Source organism: Sulfurimonas sp., assembly GCF_047622445.1.
Taxonomy (GTDB): domain Bacteria; phylum Campylobacterota; class Campylobacteria; order Campylobacterales; family Sulfurimonadaceae; genus Sulfurimonas.
Genome location: NZ_JBLHOE010000038.1, coordinates 1 through 19,304 on the forward strand (window position 1 = coordinate 1; position 19,304 = coordinate 19,304).

The window sequence follows — 19,304 nt, forward strand, 5'->3', positions numbered from 1 at the left end:
AATATCCTCATTAATATCTATACTAATACTTTGTATATTGATATTTTCAACTTCTGTTAAGATTTTTTTTTCTAAATATATTTTAAAGTATTCTACTTGTTTATCAATAGTATTTTCTTTTATGATGTTATCAAATATTTGAGTGTCTATATCTAAATGACTAGTATTCTCAACAAAGAGTCCAAAAATTCTTGAGAACATTCTTGTATATTCAAAAGGTACTTTTGTATAAAAATCAGCTAATTCTCGTTCAAAATATTTTGATTTTTCTTTACTATATGCTGTTAACTGTTTAACTGCTATTGGATACATGTCAAGTAGACTTTTGTAACAATATTTTTCTGGTTTCTTTATTTCATTAGTTAAGTTATAATAGTATATTATCACTTCATAAGAAAGTATATGATTTACCCCCAAAAAACTTCCTAAAGAAAGTAAAAAACTAAAATAGTCCATAGTTGTTCTTTTTTTCTTTTTATAATATGATACCAACCCTTTTATATTATCTATTTTATCAAGTTCAAGATAATCAGTGTTAGTTAAAATTGGAACAATATTAATATTCTTTCTATCTATATTTGTGAATTTTCTTATCTCTTCATAAATATATTTATGAATACTTTTTCTTAATGTTTTAAAGAAATAAACTTTTGGGAATGCCAAACTTTTTAAAAAAGCTATTTTTGATTCAATCTTTAAGAACTTATCAATTTCAGGAGTTAGTGGCTTATTATTGAGATAATTTTCTTGAAAATATTCTTTAACTCTAGTTTCGTAATAATTGTCAATTTTTTTTTCAATATTTTCTGGCGTTTTGAACTCATCTATATGCTGATAAATATATTCTGTGGATGACATCCTTAGATAGTTTTTTAGATCTGGTATGTCTTCAAGAGGTTCATATTCTATTTCAGAAGCACTTTTTTTTGCCAAATCTTTTGCTTTTTTTTGAAATGTGTGTTTAATGGTTACCAAAGAAGAATCAGTCGCAATCGTTTCAAATGTTTTCTCTCTCTCACATAAATAACAGTTTTCAAATCCTGTTTTAATAGGGTGGATATTTATTTTTATATAAGAATGAAATTCTTTATAATATGTATTAAATAACTTTAAATCTTTTTCATTAATTCTATCTGTCAATGTAAAAACAGCTTGAAACGTATCCTTAAAAAAACTACTCAGAACACTATAGATATATCTAAAAGCCTCACCACTAGAAATGGCATCATCTACGAAATAAAAGCTATAGTATTTTTCTTTACCTTGATAGTTAGCTGTAAGGTGGTCTATAGAAAAGTAACCTTGCTCTTTGTTATTTAAACTAAGACTATGAACGATAGCATCATTTTCGAAAACTATTTCATTGATAAGGGCTACAAATTCAGCATTAGTATTATGTGTTGATGTTAAAATAACAGGAACTTTTTCATCTCTTTTAAACTCTATATTTTTAAAATATTTTTCAATATCATCTTTATTATTTTTAAAAAATTGTGTTGTGCGTATGTAGTATAAATAATGATTTGTATTTCTTTCAATATGTGGAAAATAGACAACATTTTTCCATGAAACTTCGAAAACTTTATCATCTACTTGATATTCATCATGAGTGTGGTATAAATCTTTAATATTATATTTGTCATCATCTATCGCATACAAAGGTTGATTTTCCTCAAAACACATAGAACATTTAGAAGCTGATTCAAGTACATTTTTTAAGTTTTTACTATAAGTGGCAATCCAATTATCTGAATCTTTCGTATCTTTTGTGAGTTCTATAAGTGCATATTTTTCATAGCTTTTTACATCTTTAATCAACTTATCAATATTACTTTCAAATACGCTAGGACGAATAAATATAAATCTATTGTCACTATGCAGTTTTTTAAAATCATCAAATTGTTTTAAAATTGTTTCATTCTCTAAATCACTCACTATATAATTATGTAATCTAATACCCAAAAGGAATTCTAGTTCTGATATAAATGAAGAAGAATATTTTTCAATCCCTACAAATACAATGTTTTCAAATTCTGAATATTCATTTTTAATTTTCTTTGCTAAATCAAATGCTAAAAGTTTTACCCATTGAGAGTTTTCAAAAATATATTTTAAATAATAAAACTTTTTTATATGGAAACCATCCTTTAAATCAAGATGGATTTTTTCGTAATTTCCATCAAGTTCTAAAAAACTATCAAGCATTAAAGTATACAATAGTTCATTTTTATTCTTTGGATTAGGTAAAAAAAGTTCGAATGGAAAAAATATTTGTTTATTTTGATTATTTGTATAAAAGAGATTAGACGTTAAATTTATAATACCTTTTCCTTGAGAAGTTTCTAAGAAATTTCTTTTATTGTAATTATAGCTTTGAGATAACATAGTATTAATATCACACATTTCTTGATAATTATTACCTCCTAGAAAAAAAACTTGAGGATACTCTTTATTCAAAAAAGCCATATTACATATTTTTGATAAATTTGTAGTTTCACTTAAAAGTTTTAGATATTCTATATTTTCTTCTATAGGATAATTTACTGTCAATATATCTTGAACAGAATTTAAAAAAGCAAATGAATATAAATCTCTTAAAAAATTACTAGTCTCTTTTATTTTTGAATAGTCAATTATAACAGCAGTTATTTCATTCGTCAATTCACTTTGATATTCTATATCAAAATAATATTGAAAATTTACAAGGTGTCCCTCTAGTGATTTTTCTTTATCTTCTAAAAGTTCTTTGTAATATTTAGAAGTTAGCTTGAGTGGCTTTTGAGTGATAATTGCGGGATTCTCTAAGTTAAGATCTTGAGGAAAAGATAAATGAAAATATGTCCCTTTTACTACATGATTAGGTAATGGGTCTACCGTTGCTATGCCATTCTTATATGTAATTAAAAAAGATAACTCATCTTTGTTCAGATAAATTTCTAGATTTACAGAAGAATTATTGTTATATTTCTTTTTTGAGAGTTTTTCAAGTTGATAAACTATTTTCAAAAGTAAAGGCATACCAAAGTGTTTTGTGATTCTTTCAGATTGAGCCGATAAAACATAATTTAAATTAAAAATATTTTTTAAAATATTTTTATATTCTTTATTTTTAAAATCTGTTAAAATTTTATTATAATCTTTCCAAGCAATACTGTCTATTTTTTCTTTTTTGATTTCTTCTTTAATAGTCTCATTATATTTATGTAAAAATCCTTTTTCATAATCATCAGATACAATCAACTCATATAAGTTTTGAGCTCTATTTCTATAAAATGATATATACCCATTTGCTGAAATATTATCTATTCTAGTATGCTTTTGTATATTCTCTACAATTTCTCTAAAAATTTCTTTAAATTTATTTGTGATATAGGCACCATTTTTGGTAAGTTCTAAATATGTCTCAAATATATCAGTCCAAACGTTATCACTTTTATCTTTATATGCCCCTTGCTCAATTGTTTCAAGTTGTAAAGACTTATAAAATAGCTTTCGATTATAAAAACTAGAAATTTTTTCAGGTTTATTTGTATCCTTATTTTTAGTCCAATAATCTTTATCTTCAAAAGCTTCATTAAAACAATTATTGGCAATTTTTATAATCGGTAGGAACTTGTATTTTTGTTTTCTTAAAAGCGTTAGATTATTTTCTTTTTCGGTAGTATATAAAAGTATTTTTTTATCAGTAAAAACAGATGGTGCTTTATACCTATCTCCATAGGTGGTATCAACCACTAAAATAATATTACAATCTATATACTGTGTTAAGTATGTATGTATATATTTTTGGACAGAAGAAGTCAACCCTTCAATATTTAGAATTATTCTAATATCTTGAGATTGATATTTTCTCTCAGTTTGCAGTAATTCATAAAAATTCAGTATATAAACTAAAAATAGAGGGTAAATAAACTGAATTTCATCACTATTGTCAAATTCAATTTTAATTACATAATTTGACTCTTCAGGAATACTACTTTTCAGTTCTTCAATTATTTTATAGTAACATTCTAATTGTGTTAAGTTTACATCAAATAGCATAGAATTTGTTATTTTCATAAATTACCTTTAGTTTTTATAAGTTGGTCTAAACTCTTTAATTTACAAAACAACCTTATACCCAACACCTCGAACATTTTTAATTACCTCAGAACCTATAACTTTACGAATATCTCTAATGTGGCTTGAGATTGTGTGCATATCACGGAAATCATCTTCATACGCATAATCAGCGATGGTATCAAAGCTCACAACTTGACCGTTATGCTTCATTAATATATAGAGTATTTCACTTTGTTTTTTTGATAACTCTAGACTATTTTCATTTTCAAAAACAGCTTTTGCATCGAAGTCATATACTAGACCATTAGGTAGATCAATCCTCTCATGCGTTGTAAAACTAGTTTTGATATTATTTAATCTTAACTCTAGTTCTTCTAATTCAAATGGTTTTTTCAAGTAGTCACTACAACCAAGATTAAAACCTTTACTGATCTCTTCAATCCCTACCATTGCACTTATAAAGATTAACGGTGTTTCTATTTTTTTATCTTTGATGTATACTAAAAGCTCAAAACCATCTACATCAGGAACATTAATATCAAAAATAAAAAAGTCATATTCAAATAAATTTGCTTCATCAAGTAAAACTCCACCATCATTGTAACTATCAACTTCATGTCCTTTAATACTTAGAAACCTTGCAATATTATTACAAAGTATCTCTTCATCTTCTAAAAGTAAAATTTTCATTATTTCTCCTCATAATGTAGTATAAAACTTGTCGTATCATCATTTGAGTCTACATTAATACTAATGTTGTATTTGTCACATATCTTTTTCACTATACTTAAGCCTATCCCAAGTCCCATAACACTGTGATCCTCACGATACAGTTCATCAAAAAGTTTTTGGGGATCTTTTATTTTCTTTGAATTATTGGAAATTTCTAGCTTAATTTTCTCATTTGATGGTGAAATATTTACGTGAACTGTACTTTCTTTGTTTGCATACTTGATTGCATTTGAAAATAAATTATCGATTAATCTTTCAAGTTCAGTAATATTCATTTTAATCATTGGGGAATCAATGGAAGTGCTTATCTCAAATTTTAATTTGTTATAACTCATTTGAGGTTTAAATACTTTTACCCTATCTTTGAGAAACTGTTCTAAGTCTATCCACTCGGAAGGATATGCTCGTACTTCTTTTTTTATAGCATAATACATATCTTCATAAATAGAGTGCAAAGACTGCACCGAGGCTTTAATACTTTGAATGTGTTCATTATCAGCTTTTTCAAGTTCTAAAAGAGAAAGAGAACTTTTTATGAGTCCTAAGGGAGTATAGATTTCATGAAAGGATTCTTTTAGTAAGACATTCATCTCTTCAAGCATATAATGTTGTTTAAGATGCGTTTTTACTCTTGCTGCAACTTCTAAAGTATTAAATGGTTTTGTTATATAGTCCACTCCACCTACTTCAAATGCTTTCATCTTACTATCAATGTCATCGAGTGCGGATAAAAATACTATTGGTATATGATTTGTTTCAGGTTTGCTTTTTAATTTTTCACAGACTTCATAGCCATTCATCTCTGGCATTAAGATATCTAACAAAACCAAGTCTGGTTGTCTTGTATTGATCATTTGCAATGCTTGGGCTCCAGACTCTACACACTCTATCTCTGCATCAATATCCATTAAAATCATTGTCAATACTTCGAGGTTATAAGGAGTATCATCAACAGCTATAATATATGGTTTATTCTCCATCTTGACTCTCTTAACTAAATATTTTAAATAATAGCATAAAATGTTATATAAGTGCTAAAACATCCTCACTTTGTGTAAAAAGCTTATCTGCCATTGTTTTTTGTTGGATGACATACTTTTTATGCATCTCATTTACAAAGTTATCTATCATTTTCATATTTTCTTCTAGCGTTATATCTCGCTCTCTCAAATCACGTTTAATTCTTCTTTTTAGTCGTATATCTTTATGAACATCTAAAAAAAGTTTAATACTACAAATATCTCTTATTCTCGCTTCATAAAAAGAATAAAGACCCTCTAAAATTAAAATATGAATTTCACATTGCGTATTTACAATATGAGACTCTTTGGTAACATAATCATAAGAGCGTCTTGCAATGTTGCCTGTAGATAAGAATGTACTTAGATCACTATATAATAAATCCATATCAAAAGCTTTAGGATGATCATAATTATCAAACACTTCATTCTTTTCATTTTTATAGTAGTTATCCATAGAGATAACTTCAACATTAATATTAAAACGTGTACTATACTTCTCTTTCATGGCGCGAGAAACTGTAGTCTTACCAGATCCTGTTCCACCTGCGATTGCTAGTATCATCTCTTCTCTCCTCTACGTATTTAGTTCTTTATACAAAGACCGCTATGTACTAAATTTCTCTTTTGAACTACATCATATATATGTGATTCAAATAAGGCTTTATCTTTTAAATAAAGCTGTGTATTCATGTATATATTTTGAGTAATATGAGAATTTATAACTATAGACCCACCCTTAACATTGCAACCTTTGTCAATAATGCTATCTTCAATAACTACATCTTGTTCAATCCTACAATTATCTCCAATAAATACATTTCCAAAAAGTTTGACTGACTCATGAATATATACATCTTTTCCTATATGAATCTGTTCTGACTTTCCATAACCTGCGAGAGATGAATACTTTAAAGGATTTTGAATTAAGATTTGTTCAAAGACTAAAACGTCATCTAAACTTTTAAACTTTTTATATTCATTGTTATCTAAAAAAATACCAATTCCTCTATATGTATGACAATTTTTATCAATCGAACCTTGTTCATCGATATGTCTATAAACAAGCTTCACCCCATAAAGATTTTCAAAGTACTCTGTTAGTTGAGTCTCTTCATCTTTGTTTGAAAGATAAATATCTAGGGTTTCATAGCCTTTATATCTTGCCCATTCCAACCAGTACTCAACAATCTCTTTACCTGCAATACTCATCGTATGTAGGTTCAAGAAATTCATCTCATTATTAACTATAATACAGAGCTTCATAATCTTCTCCTTCAAACATATCTTTAGCATCTTTGAGACTTTTTTTAATGGTATACATTTTATCAGTTTGAAAAACTTCTAACATCATTGCTGGTTGAGGATTGAGACTACAAACTATCATTTCACATGCATTGTTAATTCCAAGTAAATAAACTTCTTCCAACATTTCAACAGCATCCATATCAATATAATTTAAATATCGAAAACTAAAAATAAATGCATATGTTTTACTAATATCTTCACGCAACATCTTTTGAACTACTTTTAAATCTGTTGTATTGATTGAACCAATAAAGTCATACACGATATATTCGTCATTATATTCTCTTTGAATCTCTAACATAATTTACCCTTTCTTTTATTTTTAGTTTAGTAAACCTACTTGCAAAAAGATTGCACGTAGACTTGGATTAATATGCACCTTTACCTGCTAATACTGCTGGAACTGTTGCAAATAGTATTTTGATATCTGTCCATAAACTGCATGTAGAAATATATTTTTTATCTAAATCAACCTGTTGCTTAAATGGTATCTCGCTTCGCCCTGATATTTGCCAATAACATGTAATCCCTGGAGCAACATGAAGACGTTTAAGATCATCACTTGTATAACCTTCTACTTCTGAGGGAAGTGGTGGACGAGGACCTACTAAACTCATATCTCCTCGTAGAACGTTAAATAATTGCGGAAGTTCATCTATACTCCATTTTCGTATAAACTTACCAACCTTTGTAATCCGTGGATCACTTTTTATTTTAAAAATGACTCCATCCTTTGATTCATTCATACCCATAAGAGATTCTTTTAACACTTCTGCATTTTCAACCATAGAACGAAACTTATACATGTTAAATACTTTTCCATTACGTCCAACTCGTTTATGATGAAAAAAAGCAGCACCTTTACTCTCTAGTTTTATCAAGATGACTACACCTAGCATAAGAGGAGATAAAAAAAGCATTGCAATAAATACTGATACAACATCTAAAATTCTTTTGAGTAAAGGATATAAACTATATGTCATAAATGACATAGTAGGTAGATAAGAATTAACTTCTTTTATATTTTTCAATTCGTAGTATTTTTTCAAACGTTTTGTTTTTTGTTTTTTATTCCAAAGGTACATTCTCATTAAGAAAAGTGGATTCCCGATAATGTAACGATAAAACATCCGTTGTGGTTCTAGCATGAAACGATATACCCATTCTATGCCTGCTTTTCTCATCCATAAAGGAGCTCGAGATACATTTCCTGAGTAAAAATCAAACAAACCACCTACTCCAATCACAATCGGTGCTGCGATTCGATACGAATGAGTATGAATCCACTCTTCTTGTAATGGCGCACCTTTAGCAACAAAAACAATATCAGCTTTTGAATGATTTATCATATTTATCACTTCATTATCATGAAGGTCATACCCATTTGCAACACCAACGATTTCTAGAGACGGGAAATCTTTAAGTAACTTCTCTTTCATCTTTAAAGCCACACCATCTTTTGCTCCATAAAAAAATACTTTTAGCTTTTCTTCTTCTGCCATCTGACAAATAAAAGGAAACATATCAGTTCCATTAAGGTTTTCTTTGAGTGGTGTACGCATCATTTTACACCCCATTTTCACACCACTTCCATCTGGGAACACACATGAAGCTTTACCTAAAATACTTTCTAAAGAAGGTATAGAATATGTCTTATTGAGAGTATCTGCATTAATAAAATATATATTTGTTTTTTCTTTATTTTTCACCTTTGCTTTAATCCCTCTAATGGCTCCTTGCATTGTTGCATTGATAAAAGAAACACCCATAATATTTATCCGAGGAAGAAATACCTTTTTAGTTAATGGAAATAAATTACTTTGTATATATTTGTATAAAGTTTGCATTTGTCACTCCTTATTTTTAGAAGTATCTCATACTTTGTTGCAGTAAGCTTGCAGTCTATACATTGTTTTGAAGTATCTCAATATGCTTACTCCAAGTAAACTTTTTTACCTGTTCTAAGCCAAGGGTAGACATGTTTTCTCGACATCTTGAATCTCCAAGTATGGTAGAGATGACTTCTGAAATACTGACAGGAGATTCTGGATCAAAATACAAAGCAGCATTGCCTCCAACCTCAGGAAGTGAAGATGTAGATGAAGATGCTACAGCCACACCACTTGCCATCGCTTCAAGAATCGGAATTCCAAAGCCCTCATAAAAAGAAGGAAATACAAAAAGTGAAGCATTATGATAGTACTTTGGTAAGGCACTGTTTTCAACATAACCTAAAAACTTTATTCTTTTAGAATCTGAAGATGCATTCGCATACTTATGAACAACCTCTGCACCATTCCAGTCACTTCCAACAAGATACAAGTCGTACTTTTCCTTATATATCTTGTCTAGCTTTTCATATGCTTTAATTAAATTAAGATGATTTTTACCAGGGTGTTCTATTCTCGCTACATAAAGAATGTATGGCTTCACTTTTTTCTCCCATTGGTGAAGTGGCATGAATTTTTCAGTATTTACACCGTTGTAGTTTACAATGAGATTTTCTCTTTTCATTTTGTAATGAGTGACCATATCATTTGCTGTATTTTCACTCACTGTAAATATTTTGTCTGCACTTTTTAAAAAAAATGGTATCACTTTTTTAATATAAATCATACGAAATCTATCATACTTGTTTTGTACATGAAACTGTGATAAATCATGCATAGTAACAAATGTTTTAATGGGGTAAAAGCACATTAAACGACGATTACCAGCTGGTAAAAACATCCATTCATACCTGTCCTTTTTAATCATAAATGGCAATACAAAAAGGTGCCACGCTACATTAAAAAGTGGTTTTGCATAGAATCTGGGAACTATTCTAAAAGAAATATTTTCAGAAATATTATTAAAATATTTCACTTCATCTTCATTTACAATAAGCTCAATAGAACTATTTACACTTAAGGCCTTTACAACATTTTCAATATAATTAGCGATGCCGGACTTCCCTCCGTCATATGCTAAAGTACTTATTAATACTTTTTTCATAATAATTCCTTCTTATTTTATTCCTCAGTATAGATAAGGAATATGCATAATGTTTGCAAAGCTATTTCTTATAATATTTTTAATCTATGATATAATTTTTTCACAAGATAACACAACTAGGAATAACTACTATGCATAGCTTAGATATTAATCTTCTACTGAGTACCTTCAACGTCACACAAGAAGATGCAGAAGCACGTAATAAACTTCATGAAGTACTACCCGTAATCAGTTCTGTTCTTATTCAAAAGTTTTACCGTGAATACCTCAAAGATGACAAAGAAGTAAATAGCTACTTCAAGTACATAAATATTGAATCTTTTCTTGAGAAAGTAAAAGAATTTATTATTTTTATTTACAGTGCTCCTCTAGATCAATACTATGTAGAACGTATTTCTAAAGTTGGTTATATTCATGCAGAAATAAAACTTGATAATGCAAAGGTAAAATACGCCTTTTTTGGTATAAATCAACTACTGTATCAAATGTCATCAATTGACCCTTTAGTTAAAAGTACTTTCTCTTCATTATCTAAACTTCTAGCAATGACGGAACATATTATTATTACTAGTACGCAACACAAGAGAACAAAAATTGCAAACAATATTTCTAACAATTCATCTATTTGGATGCTTGATAAAATATATAGTGCATTATCAATGCATAAAGAAAATTACGCGAAAGTGGAAAACTTTATTAAAAGTGATGCTCCAAATTTGCTAAGTCTCGATTCAATTGTAAATAATCCTTCAGAATGTAAGTTTCATTACCTCTTAGAAAACTTTGAAGAACAATCAGACCTTTTAAAAGCTACAGGGATAAATTTAAATGAGCTCAAAGATATCCATAGTCAATGGCATAAGTTCATCGCAAATATTAAACAAGCATCAAAAGAGAAGAACGTAGAAAATCAAAAGAAAAATTTTGATGACTTAACAGATATGACAAACAAGCTTTATAAACTAATGGATAAACCTCTCAAAGAATTTTCTACAAATGCTTTCTTATCTTTAAGTGCTGGTTTAAAAGCTATTAACTCCATTAACTTTATTTTTTCAAAACGTGAACTTCCATTAAACACAGAGATAGACATCCAAACACATGTCATAGACAAGATTAATAAAAACCTGCAAGACATACTTCCTTGGGCTATCAAAGATATTCAAGTTCAAACACATCCCTTTAGCAGTACAGAATATAACGTTATGAAAAGAATTAAATATAAAGAGTTCAACTTCTACATAGCAATCTCGTTTCAACCTCTTTCAAATAAGCTCTACCTAACAGAAATACTTATCTTGTTACTTGAAGCGCTTGAATTAAATTTATCTATCAAAGAACGTGAGCTCTCACTTATAGAGTACGCTGAAAAAGCCGAAAGTGCTAACCGCGCTAAGGATGTGTTTTTATCAAGTATGTCTCATGAACTACGAACACCGTTAACTGCAGTAAATGGCTACTCGGAGATTTTAATGCGTCGTGAAGATACACCAGAAAATATCAAAGGGTATCTCAAAAAAATCAATATCGCAGGGAATAATCTCTTAGAACTTGTAAATACTATTTTAGATTTTGCAAGACTTGAAGCTGGTAAAATGAAATTTAACCCTAGCTCAAGTAGTATCTATTTAATACTCCAAGAAGTAGAAATGCTTAGTATACCAATGGCGCAACAAAAAAACATTACACTCAATGTAGTTCTGGACTTACACCTGTACTTAATGCTTGATGCCAAGCTCTTTAAGCAGGTGTTATTGAACTTGATTAGTAATGCTATCAAGTTTACACCTGAGCATGGTGAAGTTCAATTAAATATCGGCTACGATGAAAATGAAAAAGGATATAAATTTTCAGTATGTGACACTGGTGTAGGTATTTCCCAAGAAGATCAGAAGAAATTATTTAATTCATTTACACAGATAGATAATGTATACCAAAAGAGTGCATCCGGAAGTGGTTTAGGACTCATGATATGTAAGAAAATCATTGAAAAACTACATCATGGACGAATATGGGTTGAAAGCGAATTAGGCAAAGGAAGTTGTTTTCATGTAATGATTCCAACACTAGACCCGGTAGTAAACTCCTACTGTATTATAAAATCTCCAAAAGATTCAAAACATTTACTTATTGTCGAGGATAGTCATACACATAGAACTCTCCTACAGTATTATTTGGAAGAAAAGTTTAAATTAACGTTTACAAATACAAATAATGGAGCTAAACATATACTTAGCTCTCAAACATTTGATATGATAATTTTAGATTTTTATTTAGAAGATGGAATAAGTTCAGAAGTTCTCAAGTACATGGAAGATGAAAATATAAATATTCCTGTCGTCGTCTTATCAGCCGAGCACGACCTATCTGTAGCTAAGACCATCTATGTTAACAACAATATAGAAAGTATTTTAGATAAAAAATATCTCAAAGAGTTTTGTAAGGTCTTGAATCCTGATGTTAAAGATTGATTAGGCTTTACTAATGTAATCAAACTTTTGTATGCTAGATTATTCTTTTTTATACTTACTTTATTTGGGTATAGTAAGAAAAACTATTGTTGGGAACATCCTGTTAAAGGGGTTTAAAGAAGTATAGTTCCGGATACTGGATTCGAACCAGCGACCAAGTGATGAACAGTCCGGTCAATCAACCTCATCGTTATTTCTTAAAGCTAATCATAACTCATCAAACTATTCTAAAATAAATAATATCGTACGGACTTATCAAGGACTTACTATTACGAATAGATAATTCACACAATGAACTATGTGAGCAAATATTTACTAATTTAAAAGTCTCATCTTCTATCATACATATAAGTAATACATTTAGTTTAATATAACATTGATATTATCACATATGATTGAAGTATTGATTAGTTACTCAAGAAGTGCCAATATCCAATCTTTTATATTTTCAAGACTTTTAGTATCTTTATTTGAGATAAATAAATAAGGCTTGTTGTTACGAGTTTTCTTAACGTCAGACTTCATAAGTTCTAAGTCGACATTCACATAAGGTGCTAAATCTGTTTTATTTATAACAAGCAGGTCACTAAAAAGAAGCCCTGCTCCTTTTTTTCTTGGAATATCTCCACCTTGTGCAACATCTATTACATATAGGTAGTAATCTACGAGTTCATATGAGAAGGTGGCAGAAAGATTATCTCCACCACTTTCTACAAAAATTATGTCGGGATTAAACTCTGCTTCTAAATCTTCACAAGCCTTTTGATTCATAGATATATCATCACGTATTGCAGTATGCGGGCACCCACCTGTTTCAACGCCTACTACTAAATTACTTTCAATATCAAGATGTTCTTTGAGATAGTTTGCATCTTCAGTCGTGTAGATATCATTCGTAACAATACCAATTTTATATTGCTTTTTTAACATATTTGTCAAAGACTCAATTATGGATGTTTTTCCGCTGCCAACAGGTCCAGCAATTCCAATTTTAATACTCATATAATATCCCTTATGTCATAAATAATTTAGGTTCTAAATGTAGATGCTGATAAACCACTTCTTCAAAAAGTGGATTGAAGTTTTCTACATGTTGATGCGATTTATTTATAATATTTTCTATTTTATCATCAAATTGAAATAACATTTGCTGTATTTCACTAGGTTTAATACGTGATATTTTCAATGTACAAGCAGATAATGTTATCAAACTTTTTTTACACCACAACATCATTAGTAATTCTTTATCTAATCCAATTTCGTAAGCATAAGCACTTAATACTGCTAACTCATTCCCCATACCTTCTTTTTTAAGAAGGGCACTATAATATTCTTTAACTATTGTTTTTTCAATATCTTTATTTATATGTTTGAAATAGTTATGTCCTATCGTATGCGAAGCCTTTGCATACTCAAAATTAAGCATTGCCGAATAATTATTATCTTCTCTGAGTAAAGCGTTTAGATTATTCTCATATAAATGCTTGAAAATCCTTTCTATAAAACTAAATTCAAATTTTTGATACTGATCTATAATAATATTATGTAAATATATCTCAAGTTCATCTATTCTAGTAACTTTTCCTAAAACAACATGCGATTCTAAACCAAAGGAGTGAACAAAAATACCTGATGGAAAACTTCCATCTAGTAGTTGCATAAAACGGCTTAATGCCTTAGTGGACATGATTCGCTTTTCCGTTTGGTTTAAAATATCCTTGTGTTTTTGTAACAGAAATACCATCGTTGCCTTTTAATTGTAAAACAATGTCAGCTAAAGACATATCATCCAAAACTGTAATTTTCGAATCTTCTATGCAGATAGGCTGATGACGGTTTCCAATCTCATATGCAGCTCGAGCAAAGTCTAAATGGTTTTTAAATTCAAAAATGTATATTTCATCTTCACTTTTTTGTATTTTTATACGATATCCATCATCGCATATCAAAGTGTCGTTTTCATGTAGATGAGTAAACTTCACCTTCATGATAAATGAAATATTTTTTTGAGTAAGTGCACTGAGATTTGGTTTTTGCATATCAAACCAACTTAAAGGCACTGTATCATCTGCTTGTGTATTGTGCGCTATTTGAATTACTTTTTTAATCATTCTTGTCCTAAAATAGAAAGTATTTTTGTGCCATTGGAAGCTCAGTCATATACTCTGATGTAATGAGTTCACCATCAACAGTTACATCATACGTATCTGGATTCACTTGGATGTCCCCTATAAAATTATTTAATTTCATTGAGGCTTTAGTAATCTTTCTTGTATTTTTAACCGCTACAAGTTTTTTGTTTGTTCCTAAATGTTCTTGTAAACCATTATCTAAAGCATACTTAGATGTAAAAAGAGTACTGATCGAAGCACTTGCCTTACCAAGACTTCCAAACATTGGACGATACATATTTGGTTCCGGAGTTGGAATCGAAGCATTTGAATCACCCATCATACTCAGTGCAATAAAACCACCTTTAATGATAATATCTGGTTTTACTCCAAAAAAGGCTCTATCCCACAATACAAGGTCCGCCATTTTTCCTACCTCAACACTACCTATATGCTCATCAACTCCACAAGCTATAGCTGGATTGATAGTGTATTTCGCAATGTAGCGTTTTATGCGATTGTTATCATCTTTTTCATTATCTTCACTCAATGCTCCACGTTGCTTTTTCATACTATGGGCAACTTGCCATGTACGCATAATAACCTCCCCTACTCTTCCCATAGCCTGAGAATCTGAGCTAGTAATCGAAATCGCTCCTATATCATGTAAAACATCTTCAGCTGCAATTGTATTTCCACGTATACGAGACTCTGCAAAACTCACATCTTCTGGAATTTTAGGACTTAAATGATGACAGACCATTAACATATCAAGATGCTCTTCAATCGTGTTTTTAGTAAAAGGCAGTGTTGGGTTTGTAGATGAAGGTAAAATATGTTCTAAACCCGCTACTTTCATTATGTCAGGGGCATGTCCACCACCTGCCCCTTCACTATGAAATGTATGAATCGTACGTTCCTTAAAAGAGTCTATAGTATTATCAACATAACCTGATTCATTCAGAGTATCTGTGTGAATGGCAACTTGTACATCATACTCATCAGCAATACTTAGGCAGGTATCTATAGCTTTTGGAGTTGATCCCCAATCTTCATGAAGTTTGAGACCCATTGCTCCTGCTTCGACTTGCGAGCGAAGAGCATCAGGATTACTACTGTTTCCCTTACCCATGAAACCAAAGTTCACAGGAATATTTTCAACAGACTCTATCATTTTATGAATGTTCCATGCTCCAGGAGTACAAGTAGTTGCATTTGTTCCAGTGTTAGGTCCAGTTCCCCCACCTATCATCGTAGTCACACCCGATGCAAGTGCTTCATCAATCTGACCTGGAGAGATAAAATGGATGTGCGAGTCAATCCCACCAGCAGTAATAATTTTCCCCTCAGCAGAAAGTATTTCAGTATTTGCGCCTATCTCTAAGCCTTTAGTAATACCATCACAGTTATCTGGATTTCCACTCTTACCAATAGCTATAATCAGACCATCTTTAATTCCAATGTCTGCTTTATAAATCCCCGTATAGTCCATAATAACTGCATTTGTAATAATCAAATTTGCACTATCTACAATTGTAGTTGATTGACTCATCCCATCACGAATATTTTTTCCACCACCAAACTTGCTTTCTTCACCATAAAGAGTAAAATCATTTTCTATCTTGGCAATGAGTTCAGTATCTGCTAAACGAAATCTGTCATTAGTCGTTGGACCATACATTCCTGCGTATTTTTGTTTAGAGATTTTCATTTTCCTTCTCCTAAAAATTGAGTAAGTTTATTAAAGGCTTTTAGCTTGACATCTTTATCATCCAAAAAACCTTCAACTAAACCATTAAAACCACTTATATAACGCTTGCCTGCAAATGTAACAAGCTCCACTTCTTTATGAGAACCAGGTTCAAAACGTACTGATGTTCCCGAAGGTATATTTAAACGCATTCCGTAAGCAGATTTGCGTTCAAAAAGTAATCCTGCATTCGTTTCAAAAAAGTGATAGTGTGAACCAACCTGAATTGGTCTATCTCCACGATTCTCAACTTCAACTACTATACTTTCATAATCTTTATTAAGTTCAATGTAGCCATCATCTATAAAATATTCACCCGGAACTAATGTTCTTTTTGAAATAGGGATTGGGTTATGTACTGTTACAAGCTTTGTTCCATCATCAAAAGTACCTTCAACTTGAACGGTATCAATCATAGAAGCTATCCCTTCAAGTACATCATCCTCACAAAGCACCTGCGAAGCATCAACCATAAGTTGACTAACACTTTTACCATCACGTGCACCTTCTAAGATAAATGAACTGATTAAAGCAACAGATTCTGGATAATTTAATTTCAGTCCTCTTTCTTTACGTTCTTGTGCAAGTTTTGCAGCAGTATAAATCATTAGTTTTTCTTGCTCTCGTTGTGTTAAAAACATATAACTTCCTTTTTAAAATAATACACTTGTGCCTATGATAATAGAGCTAATCCCAGCAATGGCGAAAGCTCCTCTCATATGACGAATGTTTGTAGATAAGTATCTATTAAGATAGCTCATAAGAACTCCAAAGCTAACAAATACAAGCATGACTCCAAGAGAAAACATAAGTACCATAAGTAATGTAACCTGAGCATTTTGCACGGCACTTAAAGTAACGAGCATACCTCTTACTCCGCCAATGCCCATTAGTCCACCCATAACAAAGACTGAAGTATTTATTTTTTTATCATGCTCATGTTCTTTTCCAAAATATATATGTGTATGCTTTTTATTATCATGAAAATGTTCTCGTACCTGAATCTGCTCTGTTACAACCATATACAAAAGATAAATTCCCATTCCTATAATAACCGCTGCGCTAATTAAATCTCCATAGTTAGTTACACTCTGGGGAATATCTATACTTTGAAGTATCTTAGCAAAGATGAAAAGCATTAAACCGTGACCTAATGCAAAAAAAACAGTGATTAAAAAGGTCTTTTTTTTAGACTTTGCCAGTGAGAAATTAGCTATAACACTTAAATGATCTGGACCAAAAGCATGTAAAACTCCATACCAAAAAATAATAAGAAAACTAAGAGACTCCATTACTGTTTTCCTAGATTAAAAGGTTTTGCATTACGTTGTTCTCGATAAGAGGTCCATATTGTATGAATCATTTTTTTTATCTTTCCTATGTTCTTTTGAGTAATTACACCAATAAGCATCTTTTTAGAACGAGTGAGGGTGAAAGAGTTAAAGCCCAAACCTCTAAGTATTTCCTCAAATTTAATATTATCTTCACTTTTAACATATACTTTTGCATAAACATAAGACTCACTATGATGGCGAATAAAATACTCTTTCAAAAAGTCACCTGATATAGAAAAATTCTCAAGATACTCCAACTCTCCATCAATTATAAACTTATTTCTAGCATACATCTGTGTAAAGTCGAAATGCTCAAAACTTCTACCACTACTAATAATATCTGCATAAAAAAAGCTTGAACTACTATCTGTTTTAAGAGTAAATAACTGTAAGTATTTCGCCTCTTTAAAAAGAATAAGTTCATCATTTATATACTCAAGGTTTGAGCTATTTTGGAGCCTAAAGTCAAAGCGATTGATACCAAATTCTTTAGTGGAAGGATAAACCTTAGTTGCAGATTCTGTACTTATAATACAATCACTACTATCAAGAGATATTTTGAGGTTTATCTTATCTTTAGGAAAGATTCCTTCCCCTATACTAAGTAGTTTCACATAGTTTTCATCATCATTAAAATGATAATATCGTGTTGGTAACTTCAAGCGTTTGAGCTCTGCTTTTTGCGATGTAAAATTTAAACTTAAACTCATCTACTTATAAAACCCTTGAATACTTTTATATAAAAATTATAACACTCATAATAATTATTCTACATATAAGAATGCTTATAATATAAGCACTCTTAGTGAGAACAGAATTTTTATCTTATACTGATAAGTATTGCTGAACGATTGTATCACTTAGCTCACTCATGTTACCCTTAGCCGCAACTTGACCTCTTTCCATAATAAAAAAGTTGTCTCCATGCCTTCTTGCAAAAGGTAATTTTTGCTCTACCAAAATCACAGTTATATTTTCTTCTTTGGTTAAGTAGTCAATTACACTACCTATCTGCTGTACTATATTTGGTTGAATCCCCTCAGAAGGTTCATCCAAAATCAATATTTTTGGTTCTAGACATAATGCTCTAGCAATGGCAAGTTGTTGCTGTTGTCCTCCAGAGAGATCTCCACCTTTACGTTGTAGCATCTCTTTTAAAACCGGAAAAAGTTCAAATATTTTTTCTGGAACTTTTTTAAGACCGTTACGATTACCATATAGCCCAATTTTAAGATTTTCACTTACACTAAGTTGTGAAAATATCTCACGTCCTTGTGGAACATAGCCAATACCTAAACCAGCACGCTTATCTGAAGCAAGTTTACTAATGTCATTTCCTTCAAATAACACTTCACCATCTTTTATAGAAACAAGACCCATAATTGCCTTAGCCAAAGTTGTCTTACCAACACCATTTCGTCCCATTATACAAGTACATTTACCCGGTTCTAGCTCTAAGCTTAAGTCCCACAGGGTATGACTTTGTGCATAAAACTGGTTTAATTTATTAATAGCTATCACTG

The 19,304-nt window shown here is 30.5% G+C and carries 17 protein-coding genes; 1 reads left to right on the plus strand and 16 read right to left on the minus strand.

Translation table 11 applies throughout. The features are described from left to right. From ACI9TV_RS09595 to ACI9TV_RS09630, 8 genes are all read right to left on the minus strand, one after another. Positions 1 to 4,059, minus strand: a 4,059-nt coding sequence (locus tag ACI9TV_RS09595; protein ID WP_415250567.1) for a hypothetical protein, incomplete at its 3' end; no start/stop codon positions are given. 42 nt (positions 4,060 to 4,101) lie between these two features. Continuing rightward, on the minus strand, positions 4,102 to 4,752 hold the full coding sequence (locus ACI9TV_RS09600) for a response regulator transcription factor (RefSeq protein ID WP_415250568.1): 651 nt from the start codon (positions 4,750 to 4,752) through the stop codon (positions 4,102 to 4,104). Beyond that, the gene (locus tag ACI9TV_RS09605) at positions 4,752 to 5,774 is read right to left on the minus strand and encodes a hybrid sensor histidine kinase/response regulator (protein WP_415250569.1); all 1,023 of its coding nucleotides are present in this window, start codon (positions 5,772 to 5,774) and stop codon (positions 4,752 to 4,754) included. Before ACI9TV_RS09605 ends, ACI9TV_RS09600 begins: the two co-directional genes overlap by 1 nt. Before the next feature lie 43 nt (positions 5,775 to 5,817). Beyond that, the gene (locus ACI9TV_RS09610) at positions 5,818 to 6,378 is read right to left on the minus strand and encodes a uridine kinase family protein (protein WP_415250570.1); all 561 of its coding nucleotides are present in this window, start codon (positions 6,376 to 6,378) and stop codon (positions 5,818 to 5,820) included. Positions 6,379 to 6,398: 20 nt separating this feature from the next. After that, a complete protein-coding gene (locus ACI9TV_RS09615) occupies positions 6,399 to 7,079 on the minus strand; it encodes a hypothetical protein (RefSeq protein WP_415250571.1) in 681 nt (226 codons plus the stop codon). Continuing rightward, on the minus strand, positions 7,057 to 7,422 hold the full coding sequence (locus ACI9TV_RS09620) for an STAS domain-containing protein (RefSeq protein ID WP_415250572.1): 366 nt from the start codon (positions 7,420 to 7,422) through the stop codon (positions 7,057 to 7,059). Before ACI9TV_RS09620 ends, ACI9TV_RS09615 begins: the two co-directional genes overlap by 23 nt. 67 nt (positions 7,423 to 7,489) lie before the next feature. Next, entirely contained in the window at positions 7,490 to 8,968 is a 1,479-nt protein-coding gene (locus ACI9TV_RS09625) for a WecB/TagA/CpsF family glycosyltransferase (RefSeq protein WP_415250573.1), read from the minus strand. Positions 8,969 to 9,023: 55 nt separating this feature from the next. After that, the gene (locus ACI9TV_RS09630) at positions 9,024 to 10,115 is read right to left on the minus strand and encodes a glycosyltransferase family 4 protein (protein ID WP_415250574.1); all 1,092 of its coding nucleotides are present in this window, start codon (positions 10,113 to 10,115) and stop codon (positions 9,024 to 9,026) included. A 131-nt stretch (positions 10,116 to 10,246) separates the two neighbouring features. On the opposite strand from ACI9TV_RS09630, the gene ACI9TV_RS09635 reads away from it, so the two are divergent. Then, a complete protein-coding gene (locus ACI9TV_RS09635) occupies positions 10,247 to 12,586 on the plus strand; it encodes an ATP-binding protein (RefSeq protein ID WP_415250575.1) in 2,340 nt (779 codons plus the stop codon). A 411-nt stretch (positions 12,587 to 12,997) separates the two neighbouring features. On the opposite strand, the gene ureG is transcribed toward ACI9TV_RS09635, so the two are convergent. From ureG to urtE, 8 genes are all read right to left on the minus strand, one after another. Continuing rightward, on the minus strand, positions 12,998 to 13,588 hold the full coding sequence (ureG, locus tag ACI9TV_RS09640) for an urease accessory protein UreG (protein ID WP_415250576.1): 591 nt from the start codon (positions 13,586 to 13,588) through the stop codon (positions 12,998 to 13,000). 10 nt (positions 13,589 to 13,598) lie between these two features. Beyond that, positions 13,599 to 14,273 (minus strand): urease accessory protein UreF, encoded by a 675-nt coding sequence (locus tag ACI9TV_RS09645; RefSeq protein WP_415250577.1) that lies wholly within the window; start codon positions 14,271 to 14,273, stop codon positions 13,599 to 13,601. Then, positions 14,263 to 14,697 (minus strand): urease accessory protein UreE, encoded by a 435-nt coding sequence (locus tag ACI9TV_RS09650; protein ID WP_415250578.1) that lies wholly within the window; start codon positions 14,695 to 14,697, stop codon positions 14,263 to 14,265. The genes ACI9TV_RS09645 and ACI9TV_RS09650 overlap by 11 nt, the downstream gene beginning before the upstream one ends. A 7-nt stretch (positions 14,698 to 14,704) precedes the next feature. Next, positions 14,705 to 16,408: an urease subunit alpha gene (gene ureC, locus ACI9TV_RS09655; RefSeq protein WP_415250579.1), complete on the minus strand. Its 1,704-nt coding sequence runs from the start codon at positions 16,406 to 16,408 to the stop codon at positions 14,705 to 14,707. Then, complete coding sequence (locus ACI9TV_RS09660) at positions 16,405 to 17,088, minus strand: urease subunit gamma (RefSeq protein ID WP_415250580.1); 684 nt, start codon at positions 17,086 to 17,088, stop codon at positions 16,405 to 16,407. The genes ureC and ACI9TV_RS09660 overlap by 4 nt, the downstream gene beginning before the upstream one ends. A 12-nt stretch (positions 17,089 to 17,100) precedes the next feature. After that, the gene (locus tag ACI9TV_RS09665) at positions 17,101 to 17,739 is read right to left on the minus strand and encodes a hypothetical protein (RefSeq protein WP_415250581.1); all 639 of its coding nucleotides are present in this window, start codon (positions 17,737 to 17,739) and stop codon (positions 17,101 to 17,103) included. Beyond that, positions 17,739 to 18,491 carry an urease accessory protein UreD gene (locus ACI9TV_RS09670; protein ID WP_415250582.1) on the minus strand — a complete coding sequence of 251 codons (753 nt, stop codon included), beginning with the start codon at positions 18,489 to 18,491 and terminating at the stop codon, positions 17,739 to 17,741. Before ACI9TV_RS09670 ends, ACI9TV_RS09665 begins: the two co-directional genes overlap by 1 nt. 115 nt (positions 18,492 to 18,606) lie before the next feature. Next, positions 18,607 to 19,302, minus strand: a complete 696-nt coding sequence (urtE, locus tag ACI9TV_RS09675) for an urea ABC transporter ATP-binding subunit UrtE (RefSeq protein WP_415250583.1) — start codon at positions 19,300 to 19,302, stop codon at positions 18,607 to 18,609. Between the last annotated feature and the right edge of the window lie 2 nt (positions 19,303 to 19,304).

Bases quoted from the DNA above. Each gene is read 5' to 3' on its own strand.
- ACI9TV_RS09600 (WP_415250568.1), bottom strand. From the start codon at position 4,752: ATGAAAATTTTACTTTTAGAAGATGAAGAGATACTTTGTAATAATATT.
- ACI9TV_RS09605 (WP_415250569.1), bottom strand. From the start codon at position 5,774: ATGGAGAATAAACCATATATTATAGCTGTTGATGATACTCCTTATAAC.
- ACI9TV_RS09610 (WP_415250570.1), bottom strand. From the start codon at position 6,378: ATGATACTAGCAATCGCAGGTGGAACAGGATCTGGTAAGACTACAGTT.
- ACI9TV_RS09615 (WP_415250571.1), bottom strand. From the start codon at position 7,079: ATGAAGCTCTGTATTATAGTTAATAATGAGATGAATTTCTTGAACCTA.
- ACI9TV_RS09620 (WP_415250572.1), bottom strand. From the start codon at position 7,422: ATGTTAGAGATTCAAAGAGAATATAATGACGAATATATCGTGTATGAC.
- ACI9TV_RS09625 (WP_415250573.1), bottom strand. From the start codon at position 8,968: ATGCAAACTTTATACAAATATATACAAAGTAATTTATTTCCATTAACT.
- ACI9TV_RS09630 (WP_415250574.1), bottom strand. From the start codon at position 10,115: ATGAAAAAAGTATTAATAAGTACTTTAGCATATGACGGAGGGAAGTCC.
- ACI9TV_RS09635 (WP_415250575.1), top strand. From the start codon at position 10,247: ATGCATAGCTTAGATATTAATCTTCTACTGAGTACCTTCAACGTCACA.
- ureG (WP_415250576.1), bottom strand. From the start codon at position 13,588: ATGAGTATTAAAATTGGAATTGCTGGACCTGTTGGCAGCGGAAAAACA.
- ACI9TV_RS09645 (WP_415250577.1), bottom strand. From the start codon at position 14,273: ATGTCCACTAAGGCATTAAGCCGTTTTATGCAACTACTAGATGGAAGT.
- ACI9TV_RS09650 (WP_415250578.1), bottom strand. From the start codon at position 14,697: ATGATTAAAAAAGTAATTCAAATAGCGCACAATACACAAGCAGATGAT.
- ureC (WP_415250579.1), bottom strand. From the start codon at position 16,408: ATGAAAATCTCTAAACAAAAATACGCAGGAATGTATGGTCCAACGACT.
- ACI9TV_RS09660 (WP_415250580.1), bottom strand. From the start codon at position 17,088: ATGTTTTTAACACAACGAGAGCAAGAAAAACTAATGATTTATACTGCT.
- ACI9TV_RS09665 (WP_415250581.1), bottom strand. From the start codon at position 17,739: ATGGAGTCTCTTAGTTTTCTTATTATTTTTTGGTATGGAGTTTTACAT.
- ACI9TV_RS09670 (WP_415250582.1), bottom strand. From the start codon at position 18,491: ATGAGTTTAAGTTTAAATTTTACATCGCAAAAAGCAGAGCTCAAACGC.